Here is an 18325-nt window from a genome sequence, read left to right on the forward strand (position 1 = left end):
GGAGGAAAAAGAGCGGAGAGGGGGGGGGGGGGGGGGGGGGGGGGGGGGGGTGGTTGGGGTGGGGGGGGGGGGGGGGTTTTTTTCCCCCCCCCCCCCCCCCCCCCACGACCACGGTGACCACTACCTCCAGGCGACCGAGGGCGGTACGAACGGGCCTCTCACGCGGGGGCAAGGCGCGAAAGGACCGTTCATCACCCTCCTCGCCCCGTCTAGTCCTCCGAGCGCGGACGCGGCGAGGGCTTGAAGCCCGGCACGTCCTTGCGGGAGACCGGGACCACCGCGAGCCGGCGCCGTCCCGGCATGGCGGCCACGAGGACCACGCCGATCAGCAGCATCGCGGTACCCATCCAGAACATCGGCACCGTGTCGTAGGCGGCGTTGGTGTACGCCAGGTTCTTGACCGGGCCCTTCGGCGCCGCGCCACCGTTGTTGCCCGCGGGCGGCGGAGTCGTCGTGCCGCACTCGACACCGCCGGTCGGCGCGTACGCCCGGGCGATCTGCTCGCCGAGCGACACCTGGGCCAGCGACGAGGGCAGCTTCTTCGCGGCGTCCGGCGGCAGCGCCTTCTGCAGCGCCGTCGTCGGCAGGATCTGCAGGTCCAGCAGTCGCGCCGAGGCACCCATCTGGAAGCCCTTGAACGGCGACGTCATGTCGCTCGACTTCTGGTTCAGCCCGGCGATCGACAGCTTCAGCACCCCGAGGTCGAGGGTGAGCCCGTTCCCGGCCTCACCGCCAGGAAGCTGTTTGGTGGCACCGTCGAGCATCTCGGCGAGCCCACCGATGACCGGCACGTTCTTCAGCTGTTCGAAGCCGGGGAGCTGCTTGAGCGACGGCAGCGGGATGCCGATCGGGATGTCCTTGGCGGGGTTGTTCGCGTCGAGCGTGAACAGCACCTTGTCGCCGCGGACGACCTGCAGCACCGGCGCGGTGTACTCGACCTTCGACGTCTTCTTGTCGCCGGTCGAGGTGACCCGCAGCGTCGGCTGGCTGGCGACCTTGATCGTCAGGCCGAGCGGCGTGCCCTTCAGCAGTTCGATGCTGGCCGCCTGCAGGGTCGACGTCGATTCGACGGCCTTGTTCTTCGTGCCGGGGATGTCGACCAGTCGCACGGTCGAGCGCGACGACAGCGTGTTCGGCAGGCTCAGCACCGCGCCCTTGCCGTCACTGCTGGCGCTGGTGCCCGAAAGCAGCCCGCCCAGGCTCGCCAGCGGACCCGGAAGCGCCTTGAGCCCGGCTGTGAGTTGCGCTGAAGCCTCGGTCAGCTGGTCGGCGCCCGGGATGTTCGGGATCGACGGCAGCAGCGCGAGGTTCGCGATCGACGTGCTCGAGTCGGCGATCGTGCCGACACACGGCCCGAGCGTCGGGCTCCAGCGCGCGTGCGCCTCGCCGTTCAGCAGGCCGAGGTTGAACAGCGGGTTCTTCGGCGCGTTGAGGCCGCCGCTGATCGGCTTCGGGTTGTCCGGCAGCGCGGTCTGCACGAGGCTGCCCGGCGTCTGCGGCGCGTTGCCCGCGGCGGACAGGCCGAACGGTGACGACTGCGCGATCGACCGCTCGTAGCTCAGGTACGCCTCGGAGTTGGCCTGCGCGCTGGAAAGCCCCATCCCGGCTTCGAGCGCGGACTGCTTCGGAAGCTGGTCACTGACGCCGGGCAGGATCGCGCTCGTCGGCACGGCGTTGGGCAGCAGCCGCAGCACGCCGAGCGCCGCACCCGCGTCGCCGACGGCCTTGCCCAGCGGCTGCGGGCCGATCGGTGACGACATCGGCGGCTGTCCCGGGTTGGCCGGTTCGGGGATCGGCGTGGTCGGGATCGTCTGGGCGGTCGCCGGGGCCGCGGTCAGCAAGAGCAGAGCCGCGGCGGCCGGAAGCGCCAGCACACGGGGCAGTCGTCGCCGCATGAACAGGTCCTCCAGTGGGGATGGGCCGGTCTTGGGGGACTGAGACCGGCGTCATAGGACCCTAACGACGGTGGCCCCGGAAGGTGACGTTCAAGCCTCCGCTACACTTGTCTCCGTCATCGGGTGTGAGTCCGATGTACGCCGCCTTAGCTCAGTCGGCCAGAGCGATTCACTCGTAATGAATAGGTCAGGGGTTCGATTCCCCTAGGCGGCTCCGCAGGTCAGGGCCCCATTCGGACACTCCGGATGGGGCCCTGACCTTTTGGTCGGGTGACCGACCGGGTGACCGGGCCGGAGAGCGCCCGCTTGGTCAAGTTCACCCGTTCCGGGGACTACCGCGGCGAGTCCATCGCGGCCCGGAGCCGCGGAAACCAGCCGGTCTCGATCTCGCGCTCCGTCCTGGCGGACGCCTCATGGAGTGGCTCCAGGTACCCGTCCACCCAGTAGATGACGTAGCGCTCGAAGAGCTTCTTGTACAGCCTCAACACGATGGCGCCGACTTCGAGAAGCGCGCCGCACTCTTCGAAGAAATGCAGAATTCTCGTCAGCGCGAACTGGTCGTCGGCCGCCAAGGGGGAATCGCCGCCGTCATCCATCAGCGCCATGAATCCCAGTGGATTCGGCGCGGCCATGTTGTCGCGCAGGACATGGACCGCCTTGACACGGTGGACCAGGCTTTCCGCGGATCGCCAGGTCTCGTACAGCCGATGTGTCCTGCTCACGCGGGTGACCCGGTGCGACTCCAGTCGTTGGACCGTGAACGACTCCGGGCCGAACTGCTTCAATCCGCCGGAATTTCCCCATCGGCGGAGCTTTTGAGGAACGTCTGTGACAGCGAAGTCCCCACTCCCGTCAAGTGATCGACGAGGGTGGCCGCGTCCGCGTCGAGCAGTCCGGAGCGCCACGCGAGCATGATCTCCACGAAGCCGCCGATCCCCAGCAGGACGTTGACCCGGAACTCCAGACCGTCCACATCGGGCTTCAGATGCGGCCGGGCCAGTTCGATCAGCAGGCCGGTGGTCTCCTGCACGGTCTGCCGCCGCAGCTGTTCCAGCACGGCGCTGCCCGAGTGGTCGCCGAACAGGATCTGCGCCCGCGCCGGCTCCTCCTGCACGTGGTGCACGACGACGTCGACCGCGGCCCGGAGCTGGTCCAGCGCGGGTTGCTCGATCCGGGAGGCGACGGCGTCCAGAACCATCCGGAGGGTCTCGTCGCGGACCTGTTCCCAGGTGGTGGCGAGCAACGCGTCGCGGTTGGCGAAGTTCTCGTAGAAGTACCGGTCGGTCAGGTTCGCCCGCGCGCAGACGCCCCGCATGGTGACCGCCGCCCAGCCCTGTTCCTGCCAGATGTCCAAGGCGGCGCCGAGCAGGGCGAGCCGTCGTTCGGCTCGGCGCTCGTCGGCGGTTTTGCCGCTGTAGCGGCGGGACGCGGTCACCTCTCCATCTTGACAGCAGATGCCCTCGGATTCATTCTGAGGGCATGCGACCGCAGAATGGCCTGCGACCCGGTTTGGCCGCCGCGCTGACGTCCGCTTTCGTACGGCCGATCGCCAACGCGATCCCCGCCACCCCGGCGGGGATCAGGTTCTCCCGCGCCTTCATCGCGAGCAGTCTGTGGCTGGCTTCCCCGCCGTTGAAGGGAAGTCGCGTCGAGCCCGGCATCCGCGGCGAGTGGGTCCGCGGTCCCGGGGTGACCGACGGCGACGACGTCGTCCTCTATGTCCACGGCAGCGGTTACGCGCTTTGTTCGGCGCGGACGCATCGCGGGCTGACCACGCGGGTCTCCGAGGGCACCGGCCTGCCGGTCTTCGCCTGCGAGTACCGGCTCGCGCCCCGGCATCGCTTCCCGAACGCCGCCGACGACGTCCGCGCGGCATACGACCGGCTGGTCGGGCAGGGGTACCGGCGGATCCTCGTCGCGGGTGACTCCGCGGGCGGGCATCTCGCGGTCGACCTCGCCGCGCAGCTGATCCGGGAGAACCGCGAACCGCCCGCCGCGCTGGCGCTTTTCTCGCCGCTGTTCGACGTGACCTTTTCCTTGGCCGCCCAGCGAGAACGCATGCGGCGCGACCCGATGATCTCCGCCGCGGCGGCCGCGCGGCTGGTCGGTCTGTACACAGTGGACGCCGACCTCGCGTCCGCGCGGCTGCGGTTCGCCTTCGACGACATCAAGGGTTTCCCGCCGACGATCATCCAGGCCGGTGGCCTCGAAATGCTCGCCGCGGACGCCGTCGAGCTGGCCAGGGCGCTGCGCCGCACCGGGGCGGACTGCGAACTGGACGTCGTCCCCGGCCAGATGCACGTCTTCCAGGCCTTGACCCGGTTCATCCCGGAGGCACGGCCCGCGATGGAGCGGGCTTGCCGGTTCCTCACCGAGAATCTCCCGGCGATCGAGAAGGCGGCGTGATGACGAAGCGGACTCACGGAGCGCACGCCGTCGTCACCGGGGCGGGCAGCGGCATCGGGAGGGCGATCGCCACCGAACTCGTCCGGCGCGGGAGCCGGGTCGTCTGTGCCGACATCGACCTCGAATCGGCCGAAGAAACCGCCGCGATGCTCAAGAACAAGGGTGAAGCGGTCGCCATCGCCTGCGATGTGTCCACTGTGGATGAAGTCGCCGAGCTCGCGAACCAGGCCCGTTCCTGGCTCGGCCGCGAGCCGGACCTCGTCGTCAACAACGCCGGGATCGGCGCCGGCGGCAAGGTCGTCGGGGAGAGCCCGCTGTCCGATTGGCAGCGGACCCTCGGCGTGAACCTCTGGGGCGTGATCCACGGCTGCCACACCTTCGTGCCCGCGATGCGGGAGGCGAGAGCGGGCGGCGTCATCAACGTCGCGTCGGCCGCCGGCTTCACGGCCGCGCCGAGGATGGCCGCCTACAACGTCAGCAAGGCCGGGGTCGTCAGCCTTTCCGAGACCCTCTCCGCCGAGCTGTCCGGCACCGGCGTCGCGGTCACCGTGCTGTGCCCGACCTTCGTCCGCACCAACATCTTCGACGGCGAACTCATCGACGCCGAGGCACGCGGCCTCGCCCGGCGGGTCTCCGACGTGGTCGGGTTCTCCGCCGAAAAGGTCGCGAGGATGACGCTCGACGCCCACGATCGCGGCCGCCTCTACGTGGTGCCGCAGCCCGACGCCCAGCTTCTTTGGCACGCCAAGCGTTTCGTGCCCGTCCCGTACACGCGGATCGCCGGTCTCCTCGGCCGGTTCCTGCCCGCCGAAAAGGAGAAGTGATGGCCTACGACTTCGCCGCGATGCTCCAGACCATCAAGGACAAGCAGTGGTCGCTGGCCGACATCGACTGGGACGCGCCCGGCGCGGACACGATGACCGACGAACTCCGCGCCAAGATGCGGCCGTTCATGGCCGACCTGGTGTGGATCGAGCACGTCGGCGCGCGCGGGTTCGCCTCGCTGGCCAAGAAGGCGCCGACGCCGGTGATCCAGGAGATCTACCGCTACTTCCACGCCGAGGAACAGAAACACGCGAACGCCGAACTGGCGTTGATGAAGCGCTGGGGCATGCTCGACGAGCACGGTTCGATGCCGGAGCCGAACATCAACGTCAAGCTGGCAATCAAGGTCCTCGACGACTACGGCGACTCGCTGCCGCTGACAGCGCTCGCCACGCTCATCCCGCTGCTGGAATGCGCGCTGGACGGCGCCCTGGTGAAGTTCCTGCTGGACGAGGTCTCGGATCCGGTGTGCCACCAGGTGTTCCGGCATATCAACTCCGACGAGTCCCGGCACATCGCGGCCGACTTCGAAGTCCTCGAGCTGATCGGCGCCGGATCGGCGACCAAGATCATCACGGAGTCCGTCGGCTCGCTCAAACCGCAGATCGTCCTCGGCCTGATCGTGGTGTTCGTCCCGCTGATCAACAAGATGCGGGACAACATCGTCGCGATGGGCCTGCCGGAGAAGAAGCTGTACAACGCGGTGAAACGGTTCTCCACCATCGGCGGCCGCGGCGAGTTCACCAAGCGAATCCCGGCGTACCACGTGCTCAAGGCGCAGGCGGCGATGATCGTCGACCGCTCGCACGTCTACCACCGGCTGCTGGCCGATCCGATGGTCAAGGCGACCCGCCTGATCCCCGCCCGGCTGCTCGGCAAACCGCAGTCGTGGACCGAGGAGATCACGCACGAACCGGTCGCGTCATGACCTTGGGCGAATTCCGGGGCGAGGTGCTGCGCGGCACCGAATGGTTCGGGCACGACTTCGCCGGGCAGCGGGTCGCCGTCGTCGCGCCCGGCCGTGAGGCGGCGCAGATCGTGCCCGAGGTGGTGGCCACCGCGCGGTCGGTGAAGGTGTTCCAGGAGGAACCGGACTGGGTGGTGCCGATGCCGGTGCCGGGGCCGGACGTCCTCGGGATCGCCGTCGCCCGCGTTTTCCTGCGCTGGCAGGTGAAAGATCCCTGGATCCGCAGGCTCCTGACGCCGGACCGCCGCTTCGGCTCGCGGCGGACGGCGCCGGGTCTCGGCTACTACGGAGCGCTGCGGCGGCCTGGCTGCAAGCTCATCACCTGGCCCGTCTACGCCTTCGCTCCCCACGGAATCCGCACCGCCGAAGGCATCGAGCACCAGACCGACGTCGTCGTGCTCGGCGCCAGTTCGCGCTTCGCCCTGGAAGGACGTCCCGCATGACCCCGGACCGCGAGATCGCGATCATCGGCGGCGGCTTCTCCGGAATCGGCGCCGCGATCCTGCTGCACAAAGCGAGCTTCGAAGACTTCCTCATGCTGGAGGAGGGTGACGGCGTCGGCGGCGCCTGGCACTGGAACACCTATCCCGGCGTCGCCGTCGACATCCCGTCGTTCAGCTACCAGTTCTCGTTCGAGCAGATCTCCGGCTGGTCGCGGGTCTACGCGCCGGGCCGCGAACTCAAGGCCTACGCGGACTACTGCGTCGACAAGTACGACATCCGCCGCCGTACCCGCCTCGGCAGCAAGGTCGTTTCGGCGACCTTCGACGACGAAACGCACTTGTGGCGCCTCGAAACCGCCGATGGCTGGTCGATGACGGCACGGTTCGTCGTCGGCGCCACCGGCGTGCTCACCCAGCCGAAGCCGCCGGAGATCGACGGGCTCGCCGATTTCCGCGGCACGGTGATGCACACCGCGCGCTGGGACCACACCGTCGACCTGCGCGGGAAACGCGTCGCGGTCGTCGGCACCGGGGCGTCGGCCGTGCAGGTGATCCCGTCCATCGCGCCGGAAGCCGGGCATCTGACGGTGTTCCAGCGGACGCCGATCTGGTGCCTGCCCAAGCCCGACGCCGCCCTGCCGGGGCCGGTGCGGCTCGCGATGCGACGGCTGCCCGGAGCGAAACGGCTGTCGCGCCTCGCCAGCCAGGCACTCGTCGAACTGACCTTCCCGCTGGCCGCGCACTTCCACAAACTCCTGCCGACCGCGGGCGCGGGCGAGCGGATCGGGCTCGCGCATCTGCGCCGCGCGGTCAAGGATCCCGAGACCCGGGAGAAGCTCACACCGCGCTATGCCTTGGGCTGCAAGCGCCCGAGCTTCTCCAACGAATACCTCCAGACGTTCGACCGCGACGACGTCACGCTGGAGACCACGGGCATCGACGCGATCACCGAACACGGCGTGCGCACCGCGGACGGCACCGCGCATCCGGTCGACGTGCTGGTGCTGGCGACCGGGTTCAAGGTGTTCGAGAAGGGCAACATGCCCGCGTTCACCGTGCGCGGGGCGGGCGGCACCGATCTGGAGAAGTTCTGGGAGGAGAACCGCTTCCAGGCGTATCAGGGCGTCAGCGTGCCCGGTTTCCCGAACCTGTTCACCATTCTCGGGCCCTACGGCTACAACGGTTCCTCGTACTTCAACCTGATCGAGACGCAGACGGCGCACATCGTCCGGTGCCTGCGCAACGCCCGCAAGACCGGGGCGACCCGGGTGGAGGTCACGAACGAGGCCAACGACCGGTACTTCCGGAGCATGCTGGACCGCCGCAAGCACCAGGTGTTCTTCCAGGACAGCTGCTCGCTGGCCAACAGCTACTACTTCGACGTGAACGGGGACGTGCCGTTCCGTGCCTCGCCGACGCTGGAAACGATGGTGACGAGCCGGTTCTTCGACCTCGACGACTACGCCTTCGCGGACGGCCGGTGAACACTGGCTGAAGTCCGCCGTCGCCGCCCTGGCTGAGCCTTAGGTTCGGTTCCCCGAACCGACCTGGAGGCTGGCCTTGGAAGGCTTTCCGTGGGACGTCCTGCTCGCGGTGGTCGGGATCGCCGTCCCGGCCGTCGCGTTCTTGTGGGAGTTCGTGCTCGTCGGCCGCAAACGGCTCGGCTACCGCGTGCAGATGGACACCCCGACGGCGTCCGAGCGCGGCTTCGCGCCGACGGCCGACGCGCTCGCGCAGTTGCAGCACGAGAACGGCGAGCGGCTCGTCGACCCGTCGTTCGTGCTGCTGCGCATCGAGAACAGCGGCACCACCGACATCGACACCGACGACTACGCGGTCAACGCGGACGACCGGGTGGGCGTCCGCGTGAAGTTCCCCGGCCGCACCGTGGCCGGGATGGTGGTGACCGAGCTCAGCTCGCCTCATCTGCACGAATGTTTCGGCGACGACTCCGGTTTCGGCGCGCGCGACGAGAATCCCGAAAAGCCGGTCGGCGTGATCGACCTGCCGAGGGTGCCGCTGAACCGCGGCGCGCACTACAAGATCCTCGCCGTGCTCGACCGGATCCCGAACGGCTCGACCGAAGACTTCGACGATCCCCAGGTCATCGGCGAGATCAAGGGCGGCAGCCTCCGCGAGACCAAGAGCCGCACCGGGCCGACCGGTTCGGTGATGGCGCTGATCCTCTTCCTCGTGGTGGTCAGCATCTTCCAGCTCACCCGTTCGCTGGTCTTCGACGAGAAACCGCCGCCGCTGGACTGCGCGTCCGGGAAGCTCACGATCACCGGGTCGACGGCGTTCGCGCCGGTGTTGAAGGAAGCGACGGCGTCGTACGCGAAGACGTGCCCGGGCGCGTCCTTCGCCTTCGACAGCCGGGGGAGCGCGGAAGGGCTCGGCAGCCTGAACCAGGCCGGGAACGACAGTGTGCTGGCGTTCTCCGACGGTGCCAAGAGCGAGGGCTTCCCGCAACTGCTGCCTCGGCCGGTCGCGTTCTCGCTGTTCACGCTCGTGGTCAACAAGGAAGCCGGTGTCCAGGACCTCTCGCTCGCGCAGATCCGCGACGTCCACGACGGCAAGATCGCGAACTGGCGGGAGATCGGCGGCAAGGACCAGCCCGTCCGGCTCGTCGACCGGCATTCCGACTCCGGTACGCGGCGGACGTTCGAGCTCCAGGTCCTGGCGGGCAAGCGGGAACCGGGCGACAACTCCGACGACTGCCTCAAACCGGCGCCGGGGGCCCAGCCGGGGGTGGTGCGCTGCGCGCGGCCGTCCACGAACGACGTCCTCGAGGCTGTTTCGCGCGTGCCCGGCGCGCTCGGCTACAGCGAACTGGGCGCGGCCACGAAACGCGAGGACGTGCTGCCGGTCCGGATCGACGGCCACCAGGCGACCCTGGAGGGCGCGATCCATGCGGCCTACCCGTTCTGGGAGACCGAGTACGCGTACACGTTCGGCGAGCCGAAGGCCGACTCGCTCGTCGCGAGTCTTCTGCGGTACCTGACCAACCAGGTCGGCAAGGACATCGTCCGGTCCCACGGGCACCGGCCGTGCGCCGAGCTGGTGAATCCGGTTCTCTGCCGTCCAGGCGCGTGAAGGCAGTGGGGCCGGGTGTCATGAAAGGGGCTTTCAGGACGAAAAGTGTCCTGAAAGCCCCTTTCATGACATCCCGGCGGAGATGCGCGAAAGGGTCAGGCAGGCGGCTTCAGGGTGACGACGGTGGCGCTGGTCTCGCCGCGCGGCGTCCGGTACTTGATCTCGTCGCCCTCCTTGGCGCCCACGAGCGCGAGGCCGAGCGGGCTGTCCGAGGTGACCGTGAAGGCGTCGGCGTCCTCGCCCGGGATCGTGACGATGTGGAGCTCCTCCTCGTCGCCGTCCGCATACCTGATGGTGACGGTGGTGCCGTCGGGGAGCAGGCCCTTGCTGTTGCGCCCGCCGTGCTCGAGCTTCGCGGCGACATCCGAGATGCGCCGCTCGAGGTAGGCGGCGGCCTCCGCGCGGTCCAGCACCTCCGCTTGGTCGGCCGCGTCGCCGGTCCGTTCCTGCTCGCCGACGAGCGGCGCCATCGCTTCGCGCTGCGCACGCAGATCGGCGAGTTCCTTTTCCAGCTGCCGGCGTGCCGCCGGGCTGAACCCGTTGTCCCCTGTGGTCACCATGTCGCGCATTGTCCGCTACAGATCGGCCGCTAGCCACCTCGATTTTTCACCCGCTGTGATCGGCCGGGACGCTTGCCCTAAGCTTCAGGGCTCCCGTCCTGACTACTTGGTGTAAGGAACTTCGTGACCGCCGTTCCCGGCCGCAGCGTGCGGCTCTCCCCCAATCAACTGCAGAAACAGGAGCAGATCGTCGAAGCGGCGCGTGTCGTGCTCGCCAGGGACGGGCTCGCGGGCTGCACCGTTCGCGCGATCGCGGAGGCCGGGCCGCTCACGAAGAGTGCGATTCATTACTACTTCGCGGACATCGACGTCCTGATCGACCGCGCGATGGCGGCGCACATCACAACGTTCACCGCCGATTTGCGCAAAATTTCGGAGAAACACGATCACCCGGATGAGCGGCTCTTCGCCGCCCTCGAGGCCTTCCTGTCCGAGTTCTCCGGCCGCCCGAACGCGGCCTTCCTCTGGTTCGAGTACTGGATCGCCGCGGGCCGCGCGCAGCATCCGCAGGCGATCGACGTCATGCTCACGTCGATCACCGAACTGCTCGCCGAGTTGCTCGCCCCGCTCGACGTCGAAGACCCCCGAGCGCGGGCGCGGGCCCTACTGTCCTATCTGCTCGGTGCGATCGTCCAGCAGCGCGTCCGGCGGCGGCCGTTCGCCGCACTGCGTGGCGACATCGAAGCGCTCTGTTTCGCGAACTACGGGTAGAAATACGCATTAGATCCGTACCGTTACGGATTGTTCGGTCCTGTCGGCTCCCGCCATGGTGAGGTTCCCTTCCCTTGCCTGAGAGCTAGGAGACGACGATGCGCATAAGACGGTGCATGGCCGTGGCGATCGCGGCCGTCGCTGCGTTCACCATCCCGGTCGCCGCGAGTCCGGCGACCGCCGACCAGCAGGCCGAAGACGCGCAGGTCCAGATCTACGAGGTCTTCGGTACCGGTACTTCGCAGCAGCGCACCCAGATCTCCCGGCTGGGCGTCGACGTCCTCGGTTCCGCGGGCGGTACGACCACCTTCATCGGTGAGGCGCGCGACGCGGCGAAGGTGCGCTCGCTCGGCTTCCGCGTCGAGCAGCGCGGCGTCGTCGACAGGTCGGAGAAGGTCGGCACGAACGCGATCAACGACTTCCCGCCGTCGGACTCCGGCTTCCACAACTACGCCGAGGTCACCACGGAACTGCGCAACGCGCAGACGAACTACGGGTCGATCGCGCGGCTGAGCAGCGTCGGCAACTCGTACCAGAACCGCGCGCTGAACATGCTCAAGATCAGCGACAACGTCGCCACCGACGAGAACGAGCCCGAAGTCCTCTTCACCTGCAACCAGCACGCGCGCGAGCACCTCACCACCGAGATGTGCCTGCGGATCGTGAACCGGTTCACCCAGGGCTACGCCTCCGACCCGGCGATCAAGCGCTTCGTCGACAGCACCGAGATCTACGTGATCCCGAACGTCAACCCGGACGGTTCGGAGTACGACATCTCCGGCGGCAGCTACAAGTACTGGCGCAAGAACCGCCAGGGCAACGGCACCGACCCCAACCGCAACTGGGCCTACAACTGGGGCTGCTGCGGCGGTTCGTCGGGCTCGACGACCAGCGAGACCTACCGCGGTCCCTCGGCGTTCTCCGCCCCGGAGACCAGGGCGGTGTCCAACTTCGTGAACTCGCGCAAGATCGGCGGCGTCCAGCAGATCAAGGCGAGCATCGACTTCCACACCTATTCGGAGCTCGTCCTGTGGCCGTTCGGCTTCACGTACAACGACACCGCGCCGGGTATGACGGCGGCCGAGGCGCAGCGTTTCCAGACGCTGGGCAGGCAGCTGGCGGCGACCAACGGCTACACGCCGCAGCAGTCGAGCGACCTGTACATCACGGACGGGACGATCGACGACTGGATGTGGGGCACCCACAAGATCCTGAGCTTCACCTTCGAGATGTACCCGCGGGGTTCCAGCCCCGGTTTCTACCCGCCCGACGAGGTGATCGTCCGGGAGACCACGCGTAACGACAAGGCCGTGGACCTCCTGCTGAACACCGCCATCGGCTGACGGCGCCGAGCTGAAGGGGCCCTTCGCCGCATCCCATGCGGTGAAGGGCCCCTTCGTCGCATCAGATGCGGGCATGGTCCCCTTCAGCTCCCGCGCATAGGGTGCGGGACATGCCGATGTTCGAATTCGAGGGGCTGCGTCCCCAGGTGGATCCCGAAGCGTGGATCGCCCCCACCGCCACCCTGATCGGCGACGTCGTCGTCGAAAAGGGCGCCTCCGTCTGGTACGGCGCCGTGCTGCGCGCCGACTTCGGGCGGATCCTCATCCGCGAGGGCGCCAACATCCAGGACAACTCGGTCATCCACGTCAACGGCGGCGTGACCGAGGTCGGCAAGAACGTCACCGTCGGGCACCAGTGCCTCGTGCACGACTGCACGATCGGCGAGCAGGCGCTGATCGGGAACGGCTCGACCGTGCTCGACAAGGCGCAGATCGGCGCGAAGGCCCTGGTCGCGGCCGGTGCCACGGTGACACCCGGGATGATCATCCCGCCGGAGACCGTCGCCATGGGCAGCCCGGCGAAGAAGCACGTCCCGCTCGACGGCACCGCCCGCGGCTGGGTCGAGCACAACGCGGCGATCTACCAGGAGCTGGCGCGCAGGCACTCGGAAGGCATCAAGCCGATCGATTGACTCTCCAGTAGCTGGAGACCTTAGCTTCGGGTGCATGGCACCGAAGACCAAGAAGAAGACGCACCAAGCGACGCTCGAGCTGACCGCCGGCGACGCGCCGGTGGTCGACCTCGGGAAGACGCTGGGCCAGACCGGCGTGAACCTCGTCGAGGTCAAGAAGGCCTACGACGCGGCGACCGCGGTGCACCGCGGCGAGATCATCCCGGTGGTCGTGTCGGTGTTCGAAGACCGTTCTTTCGAACTCAGGCTGAAGACCCCGCCCACGTCGTTCCTCATCAAGAAGGCGTTGGGCGGCAAGGGATCCGGCCGTCCCGGACATGAGGTGGCCGGGAAGCTCACTCAGGATCAGCTGCGCGAGATCGCCGAACGGAAGCTGCCGGACCTCAACACCGGGGACCTCGGCGCGGCCATGCGCACGATCGCGGGCACGGCCCGCTCGATGGGTGTCGCGATCGAAGAGCCGTGACCCGCAAACACGTGATCGTCCCGCCTTTCCGCGATCTCGACCCGGAGCTCGAGATCGCGGAAAGGCTGCTGGCCCAAGGGAATCCGTGGCTCGCCGGGGTCGCCTCCGCGCTGCCCGACGAGCGCGCCGCCGCCGATCGGCTCAACCGGATCCTGGCGGGCAACGGTGCGGCGCCACGACTGGTCGAGGCCGGAAATGGTTGGCGCGTAGTGCTTGTGACGTCGTGGCCGGGATGCGGCGACCTGGTCGCGGGCGCCTCCGGGCTGGCGGAACTGGTCGCGTTCGGCGGCTGGCGGCGGATCAAACGCTGCGCCGTCTGCGCGGAGGCGTTCTGCGATCGGACGGCCGGATGCAGCCGCCGTTGGTGTGCCGGACATCGTCCGCATGCCGACTCCCGTCCCGGCGGAGTGCACTAGGCTCCGGAGGCACCAGCGACTGGCGCATTTGAGGTGGAGCACCACCGGGAAGCGAATTCGGGTCGGCACCGCGCGCCTGGGTGAAGGCCACTCCTGAGCCGGAGTACGCCATGACACACCAGCCAGAACTGTCCGCGCTCGCCGCCGCGGACCCGCAGATCGCCGGGCTCGTCGAGGACGAGGCGAAGCGCCAGCACGACAAGATCCGCTTGATCGCGTCCGAGAACTACGTCTCCCAGGCGGTGCTCGAAGCGACCGGCACCGTCCTCACCAACAAGTACTCCGAGGGCTACGCAGGCAAGCGGTACTACGAGGGCCAGCAGCTCGTCGACCAGGTCGAGAACCTCGCCATCGAGCGGGCGAAGGCCGTCTTCGGCGCCGATCACGCCAACGTCCAGCCGTACTCGGGTTCCCCGGCGAACCTGGCGGTGTACCTCGCGTTCGCGAAGCCCGGCGACACCGTGCTCGGCATGGCGCTGCCGGACGGCGGCCACCTCACGCACGGCTGGAGCGTGTCCGCGACCGGCAAGTGGTTCACCCCGGTGCGCTACGGCGTCCGCAAGGAGACCGGCCGCGTCGACCTCGACCAGGTGCGCGAACTCGCGCTGCAGCACCGGCCGAAGCTGATCTTCGCGGGCGGCACCGCGATCCCGCGCACCATCGACTTCCCGGCGTTCGCGGAAATCGCCCGCGAGGTCGACGCCGTCCTGGTCGCCGACATCGCGCACATCGCCGGTCTCGTCGCCGGTGGCGCGCATCCGTCGCCGGTCGGGCACGCGCAGGTCATCACCACGACCACGCACAAGACGCTGCGCGGCCCGCGCGGCGCGATGATCCTTTCCGACGCCGACCACGCGAAGGCCGTCGACAAGGCGGTGTTCCCCGGTCTGCAGGGCGGGCCGCACAACCACACGACCGCCGCGATCGCCGTCGCGCTGGGCGAGGCGCGGAAGCCGGAGTTCCGCGACTACGCGCACGCGATCGTCGCCAACGCCCAGGCGCTGGCGGAGGCGCTGGTGGAGCGCGGGTACGACCTCGTGTCCGGTGGCACCGACAACCACCTGCTGCTGATCGACCTGACGAACAAGAACGTGCCGGGCAAACCCGCCGCGCAGGCGCTGGACCGGGCCGGGATCGAACTGAACTACAACACCGTGCCGTTCGACCCGCGCAAACCGTTCGACCCGTCCGGCATCCGGCTCGGCACCTCCGCGATCACCACCCGCGGGCTCAAGCCGGAGCACCAGGTCAAGGTGGCGGAGTGGATCGACCGCACGATCACCGCCGCGGCCGCTGAGGAACAGGCCGCCCTGGACACCATCGCCGCCGAGATCCGCGAATTCCTGGCGCCGTTCCCGATCCCGGGTTACTCGGCGTAGGAAGTCCGAGGCTCTTCTCAAGCGGTTCTGGCGCACTCTGTGTGACTGTGGCCTGCGGCCGACGACCCCAACTGTCGCTTCGGTCCGGTGGCCCGGCGGCGCTCACTGTGTGGATTTTGGTGCGTTGGATGACCCGAAATCCACACAGTTCCGCCCTGCGCCACCACCGTCCTGCCCTACCGTCGCTCAGTGTCCCCAATGCCACATTGGGGGCGCCTTGAAAGCCGCCGGACCGAACGGCGAAGGGGCCCTTCACCGCATGACATGCGGTGAAGGGCCCCTTCAGCTCTGCGAACTAGTGAGCGGCCGGACCGTCGACGGCTTCCTTGGCCAGCCGGTCGGTCTCACGCTCGTACGAACGCTTGATCTCGGCCTCGGCTTCGGTACGCCCGACCCAGGACGAACCCTCGACGCTCTTGCCCGGCTCCAGGTCCTTGTACACCTCGAAGAAGTGCTGGATCTCGAGCTTGTGGAACTCGTTCAGGTGGTGGATGTCGCGCAGGTGCTCGAGGCGCGGGTCGTTCGTCGGGACGGCGAGGACCTTGTCGTCCGGGCCCTTCTCGTCGGTCATCCGGAACATGCCGATCGCGCGGCAGCGGATCAGGCAGCCCGGGAAGGTCGGCTCCTGGACGAGCACCAGCACGTCGAGCGGGTCGCCGTCCTGGCCGAGGGTGTCGTCGATGAACCCGTAGTCAGCGGGGTACTGCGTGGCGGTGAACAGGGTCCGGTCGAGCTTGATCCGACCGGTCTTGTGGTCCACCTCGTACTTGTTGCGCTCCCCCTTGGGGATTTCGATAGTGACGTCGAATTCCACGCCGGCCTCGCTGCTCTCGTCTTTGGTACGCCCCGCCTCGCGGACGGCTCACCGAAATCATCGTCTTGTCTTCACTAGTGTGGACCACGGGGGCTCGGGCGGTCGCATCGATGTGGTCGTATGTGAGCTTGGCCCCTTCCCCGGACGGTGGATGAAGGAGCGTTACGTGCCGGAAAACGATGACCCGAGGTGGCCGTCGGACGACAAGGACACCTCATCCGCCGAGCCCAAGGGCACCAAGAGGGACGGTGAAGCCACCGTCTGGCTGCCCATGTCGGGTCTGGCGAACGGCAAGACCGAAGAGCTTTCAGTGCCGAAGGTCACACCCGAAAGTGGTTCGTGGTTCTCGCCGGTCGTCGAGGTCGAGGACGAACCGGACATCCCGGAGACGCCCACCCCGCAGTGGTCCGCGTTCGCACCGGTGACGCCGGTCGAACCGGAGCCCGAGGCGCCCAAGACGGTCTTCGTCCAGCCCGTCCAGCCGCGGCAGACGGACGAACCGGACTGGGACCAGTTCGACCGGGGCGCCGCCACGCCGACGCGGGAACACGAGCTCGCGAGGCCAGAGCCGCGGCAAGAGGCCCAGCGCCCGGAACCCCAGCGCCAAGAACCTCAGCGCCCGGAACCCCAGCGTCAAGAGCCCCAGCGCCAGGATCCCCAGCTCCAGGAGCCGCCGCCGCAGGAGCCGCCGCGACGGCCCGAGCAGAACCGGGTCGAGCCGCCGCGTCCCGCGGAGGTCCCGTCCGCGACCATGCACGCGCGCCCGGTCCGCATCGAGCCTGCCGAAGAGCGTTTCGACCCCGAAGCCACTGTCGGGATCCAGCAGTCCCAGCCGCCGTCCGAGGAACCTCCGGCCGCCGAGGCCGCGCCCGCGCCGAAGCCGAAGAAGCGCAAGCGCAAGGTCCTGCTGATCACGGGGCTGGTCGTCGTCCTGCTGCTCGCCGGGGTGGGCGGTGCCGCCGCGATGCCCAAGGTGTCGAACCGGCTCGGGCTGCCCTGGGCGCCGAACGCGCCGAGGGGCGACATCCCCAAGCCCGCCGGGGTCACCCGCGTCCTGCACGGGCCGGACATCAACGGCGTCGCGCCGACGAAAGCGGGTCTCGCGGCCGCGCTGGCGGGTCCCGCCGGTGCCGCGGACCTCGGCACGCTCACCGGCACCGTCGTGGACGCGTCGACCGGCGACGTCCTCTGGGACAAGAACTCCGGCACCCCGCTGACCCCGGCGTCGACCACGAAGATCCTCGTCGTGGCGGCCGCCCTGCTGTCGCTCGACCACGGGACGCAGATCTCGACGAAGATCGTCCAGGGCGCCGATCCGGGCACGGTCATCCTCGTCGCGGGCGGCGATCCCTCGCTGACCTCGCTGCCGCTGGGCACGGACTCGCCGCTGTACCCGGGCGCCGCCCACGTCGACGATCTCGTCGCCCAGGTCAAGAAGGCGAGCGGCGGCAAGATCTCCAAGGTCCAGCTGGACGTCAGCCTGTTCAAGGGACCGACGTCCGCGAAGGGCTGGGACCCGGAGGACACCATCGCCGGGAACACCTACATGGCCCCGGTCGTCCCCGTGATGGCCGACGGCGGCCGCAACGACCCGAAGAGCGACCACGCGCCCCGCATCGCCAATCCCGCGACCGCGCTGACCCAGAAGATCGCGGGGAAGCTCGAAGCCCAAGCGGGCGGCACGACGACGGCGCCGAAGGACGCGAAGGTGCTCGGCGAGGTCAAGTCGCAGCCGCTGGCGGAGTTCGCCAACTCGCTGCTCCAGCTTTCGGACAACATGCTCGCCGACGTCCTCGCCCGCCAGATCGCGCTCGCCAAGGGCACCGAGCCGTCGTTCGCCGGCGGCGCGGCCGCGACGCTGGACGTGCTCAAGCAGGCCGGATTCGACCTGACCGGAGTCCAGATCAACGACGGCAGCGGGCTGTCCGACCAGAACAAGATCCCGGCCAAGGTGCTCAGCGAGATCCTCGCGGTCGCGGCGGCGCCGGACGGCAAGGATCCGAGGACGGCCAAACTGCGGCCGCTGCTGGCGGGCCTGCCCGTCGCGGGCGGCAGCGGGACGCTGGAGAAGCGCTACGGCGATCCGGCGTCGGCGGCGGGCCGGGGCTGGGTCCGTGGCAAGACCGGGACGCTGTCCGGGGTGAACACCCTGGCCGGCGTGGTGCTGGACACCGACGGCCGCATGCTGGTGTTCGCGCTGATGTCGTCCGGTTCGGACCAGAACAAGGGCCGGGCCGCACTCGACGTCGTCGCGGCGACCCTGCACAAATGCGGTTGTCGCTGAATCCGGTGAGCGACCGGAATCGGAGCGTGAGGAAGTCGAGGCGGAATTCGGTCTTCCAGCGGGTAGCGTCATAAGAGTGAGTGAGGAAACG

The 18325-nt window shown here is 68.7% G+C and carries 18 protein-coding genes, 1 tRNA gene and 1 riboswitch; of the genes, 14 read left to right on the plus strand and 5 right to left on the minus strand.

The features are described 5' to 3' along the window. Nucleotides 1–209: 209 nt before the first annotated feature. Nucleotides 210–1895 carry a hypothetical protein gene (locus ACZ5IK_RS00720; protein ID WP_465485957.1) on the minus strand — a complete coding sequence of 562 codons (1686 nt, stop codon included), beginning with the start codon at nucleotides 1893–1895 and terminating at the stop codon, nucleotides 210–212. 140 nt (nucleotides 1896–2035) lie between these two features. Between ACZ5IK_RS00720 and ACZ5IK_RS00725 the strand changes: the two genes are divergently transcribed. Further along, nucleotides 2036–2109: transfer RNA gene (locus tag ACZ5IK_RS00725), tRNA-Thr, on the plus strand. 118 nt (nucleotides 2110–2227) lie between these two features. Here the strand turns inward: ACZ5IK_RS00725 and ACZ5IK_RS00730 are convergent. Both ACZ5IK_RS00730 and ACZ5IK_RS00735 read right to left on the minus strand, forming a co-directional pair. Next, nucleotides 2228–2617, minus strand: a complete 390-nt coding sequence (locus tag ACZ5IK_RS00730) for a hypothetical protein (RefSeq protein WP_465485958.1) — start codon at nucleotides 2615–2617, stop codon at nucleotides 2228–2230. 59 nt (nucleotides 2618–2676) lie between these two features. Beyond that, nucleotides 2677–3330 carry a TetR/AcrR family transcriptional regulator gene (locus tag ACZ5IK_RS00735; protein ID WP_465485959.1) on the minus strand — a complete coding sequence of 218 codons (654 nt, stop codon included), beginning with the start codon at nucleotides 3328–3330 and terminating at the stop codon, nucleotides 2677–2679. A 44-nt stretch (nucleotides 3331–3374) separates the two neighbouring features. Here ACZ5IK_RS00735 and ACZ5IK_RS00740 point away from each other — a divergent pair, with 44 nt between their 5' ends. The 6 genes from ACZ5IK_RS00740 (at nucleotide 3375) to ACZ5IK_RS00765 (ending at nucleotide 9629) form a co-directional block, all read left to right on the plus strand. Further along, entirely contained in the window at nucleotides 3375–4301 is a 927-nt protein-coding gene (locus ACZ5IK_RS00740; RefSeq protein WP_465485960.1) for an alpha/beta hydrolase, read from the plus strand. Further along, nucleotides 4301–5125, plus strand: a complete 825-nt coding sequence (locus ACZ5IK_RS00745) for an SDR family NAD(P)-dependent oxidoreductase (protein WP_465485961.1) — start codon at nucleotides 4301–4303, stop codon at nucleotides 5123–5125. The genes ACZ5IK_RS00740 and ACZ5IK_RS00745 overlap by 1 nt, the downstream gene beginning before the upstream one ends. Then, nucleotides 5125–6054 (plus strand): ferritin-like domain-containing protein, encoded by a 930-nt coding sequence (locus tag ACZ5IK_RS00750; protein ID WP_410662943.1) that lies wholly within the window; start codon nucleotides 5125–5127, stop codon nucleotides 6052–6054. The genes ACZ5IK_RS00745 and ACZ5IK_RS00750 overlap by 1 nt, the downstream gene beginning before the upstream one ends. After that, nucleotides 6051–6536, plus strand: coding sequence for an NAD(P)/FAD-dependent oxidoreductase (locus ACZ5IK_RS00755; RefSeq protein ID WP_465485962.1), 486 nt, complete (start codon nucleotides 6051–6053; stop codon nucleotides 6534–6536). The genes ACZ5IK_RS00750 and ACZ5IK_RS00755 overlap by 4 nt, the downstream gene beginning before the upstream one ends. Continuing rightward, complete coding sequence (locus ACZ5IK_RS00760; RefSeq protein WP_465485963.1) at nucleotides 6533–8020, plus strand: flavin-containing monooxygenase; 1488 nt, start codon at nucleotides 6533–6535, stop codon at nucleotides 8018–8020. The genes ACZ5IK_RS00755 and ACZ5IK_RS00760 overlap by 4 nt, the downstream gene beginning before the upstream one ends. Nucleotides 8021–8096: 76 nt before the next feature. After that, nucleotides 8097–9629: a PstS family phosphate ABC transporter substrate-binding protein gene (locus ACZ5IK_RS00765; RefSeq protein ID WP_465485964.1), complete on the plus strand. Its 1533-nt coding sequence runs from the start codon at nucleotides 8097–8099 to the stop codon at nucleotides 9627–9629. A gap of 95 nt (nucleotides 9630–9724) precedes the next feature. Here the strand turns inward: ACZ5IK_RS00765 and ACZ5IK_RS00770 are convergent, their stop codons facing one another. Continuing rightward, complete coding sequence (locus ACZ5IK_RS00770; RefSeq protein WP_465485965.1) at nucleotides 9725–10189, minus strand: GreA/GreB family elongation factor; 465 nt, start codon at nucleotides 10187–10189, stop codon at nucleotides 9725–9727. 123 nt (nucleotides 10190–10312) lie between these two features. Between ACZ5IK_RS00770 and ACZ5IK_RS00775 the strand changes: the two genes are divergently transcribed. The 6 genes from ACZ5IK_RS00775 (at nucleotide 10313) to ACZ5IK_RS00800 (ending at nucleotide 15136) form a co-directional block, all read left to right on the plus strand. Continuing rightward, nucleotides 10313–10900, plus strand: coding sequence for a TetR/AcrR family transcriptional regulator (locus tag ACZ5IK_RS00775; RefSeq protein WP_101611086.1), 588 nt, complete (start codon nucleotides 10313–10315; stop codon nucleotides 10898–10900). Nucleotides 10901–11016: 116 nt separating this feature from the next. Then, entirely contained in the window at nucleotides 11017–12243 is a 1227-nt protein-coding gene (locus tag ACZ5IK_RS00780) for a M14 family metallopeptidase (protein WP_465486675.1), read from the plus strand. 110 nt (nucleotides 12244–12353) lie between these two features. Further along, nucleotides 12354–12875 (plus strand): gamma carbonic anhydrase family protein, encoded by a 522-nt coding sequence (locus ACZ5IK_RS00785; protein ID WP_465485966.1) that lies wholly within the window; start codon nucleotides 12354–12356, stop codon nucleotides 12873–12875. 34 nt (nucleotides 12876–12909) lie between these two features. Continuing rightward, complete coding sequence (locus tag ACZ5IK_RS00790; protein WP_465485967.1) at nucleotides 12910–13341, plus strand: uL11 family ribosomal protein; 432 nt, start codon at nucleotides 12910–12912, stop codon at nucleotides 13339–13341. Beyond that, nucleotides 13338–13757 carry a CGNR zinc finger domain-containing protein gene (locus ACZ5IK_RS00795; RefSeq protein WP_465485968.1) on the plus strand — a complete coding sequence of 140 codons (420 nt, stop codon included), beginning with the start codon at nucleotides 13338–13340 and terminating at the stop codon, nucleotides 13755–13757. The genes ACZ5IK_RS00790 and ACZ5IK_RS00795 overlap by 4 nt, the downstream gene beginning before the upstream one ends. 10 nt (nucleotides 13758–13767) lie before the next feature. Next, nucleotides 13768–13846: riboswitch (ZMP/ZTP riboswitch) on the plus strand. A 21-nt stretch (nucleotides 13847–13867) separates the two neighbouring features. After that, entirely contained in the window at nucleotides 13868–15136 is a 1269-nt protein-coding gene (locus ACZ5IK_RS00800; protein ID WP_465485969.1) for a serine hydroxymethyltransferase, read from the plus strand. A gap of 295 nt (nucleotides 15137–15431) precedes the next feature. On the opposite strand, the gene ACZ5IK_RS00805 is transcribed toward ACZ5IK_RS00800, so the two are convergent. Beyond that, nucleotides 15432–15950 carry an inorganic diphosphatase gene (locus ACZ5IK_RS00805; RefSeq protein ID WP_101611081.1) on the minus strand — a complete coding sequence of 173 codons (519 nt, stop codon included), beginning with the start codon at nucleotides 15948–15950 and terminating at the stop codon, nucleotides 15432–15434. A gap of 151 nt (nucleotides 15951–16101) precedes the next feature. Between ACZ5IK_RS00805 and dacB the strand changes: the two genes are divergently transcribed. Next, complete coding sequence (gene dacB / locus ACZ5IK_RS00810; RefSeq protein WP_465485970.1) at nucleotides 16102–18234, plus strand: D-alanyl-D-alanine carboxypeptidase/D-alanyl-D-alanine endopeptidase; 2133 nt, start codon at nucleotides 16102–16104, stop codon at nucleotides 18232–18234. Nucleotides 18235–18325: the final 91 nt, after the last annotated feature.

The organism is Amycolatopsis sp. NPDC031561, from assembly GCF_055580625.1.

What these genes read in the sequence shown, in the direction of transcription:
- dacB (WP_465485970.1), top strand. Translation starts at nt 16,102, where the DNA reads ATGAAGGAGCGTTACGTGCCGGAAAACGATGACCCGAGGTGGCCGTCG.
- ACZ5IK_RS00760 (WP_465485963.1), top strand. Translation starts at nt 6,533, where the DNA reads ATGACCCCGGACCGCGAGATCGCGATCATCGGCGGCGGCTTCTCCGGA.
- ACZ5IK_RS00750 (WP_410662943.1), top strand. Translation starts at nt 5,125, where the DNA reads ATGGCCTACGACTTCGCCGCGATGCTCCAGACCATCAAGGACAAGCAG.
- ACZ5IK_RS00745 (WP_465485961.1), top strand. Translation starts at nt 4,301, where the DNA reads ATGACGAAGCGGACTCACGGAGCGCACGCCGTCGTCACCGGGGCGGGC.
- ACZ5IK_RS00800 (WP_465485969.1), top strand. Translation starts at nt 13,868, where the DNA reads ATGACACACCAGCCAGAACTGTCCGCGCTCGCCGCCGCGGACCCGCAG.
- ACZ5IK_RS00790 (WP_465485967.1), top strand. Translation starts at nt 12,910, where the DNA reads ATGGCACCGAAGACCAAGAAGAAGACGCACCAAGCGACGCTCGAGCTG.
- ACZ5IK_RS00770 (WP_465485965.1), bottom strand. Translation starts at nt 10,189, where the DNA reads ATGGTGACCACAGGGGACAACGGGTTCAGCCCGGCGGCACGCCGGCAG.
- ACZ5IK_RS00755 (WP_465485962.1), top strand. Translation starts at nt 6,051, where the DNA reads ATGACCTTGGGCGAATTCCGGGGCGAGGTGCTGCGCGGCACCGAATGG.
- ACZ5IK_RS00720 (WP_465485957.1), bottom strand. Translation starts at nt 1,895, where the DNA reads ATGCGGCGACGACTGCCCCGTGTGCTGGCGCTTCCGGCCGCCGCGGCT.
- ACZ5IK_RS00740 (WP_465485960.1), top strand. Translation starts at nt 3,375, where the DNA reads ATGCGACCGCAGAATGGCCTGCGACCCGGTTTGGCCGCCGCGCTGACG.
- ACZ5IK_RS00780 (WP_465486675.1), top strand. Translation starts at nt 11,017, where the DNA reads ATGGCCGTGGCGATCGCGGCCGTCGCTGCGTTCACCATCCCGGTCGCC.
- ACZ5IK_RS00785 (WP_465485966.1), top strand. Translation starts at nt 12,354, where the DNA reads ATGCCGATGTTCGAATTCGAGGGGCTGCGTCCCCAGGTGGATCCCGAA.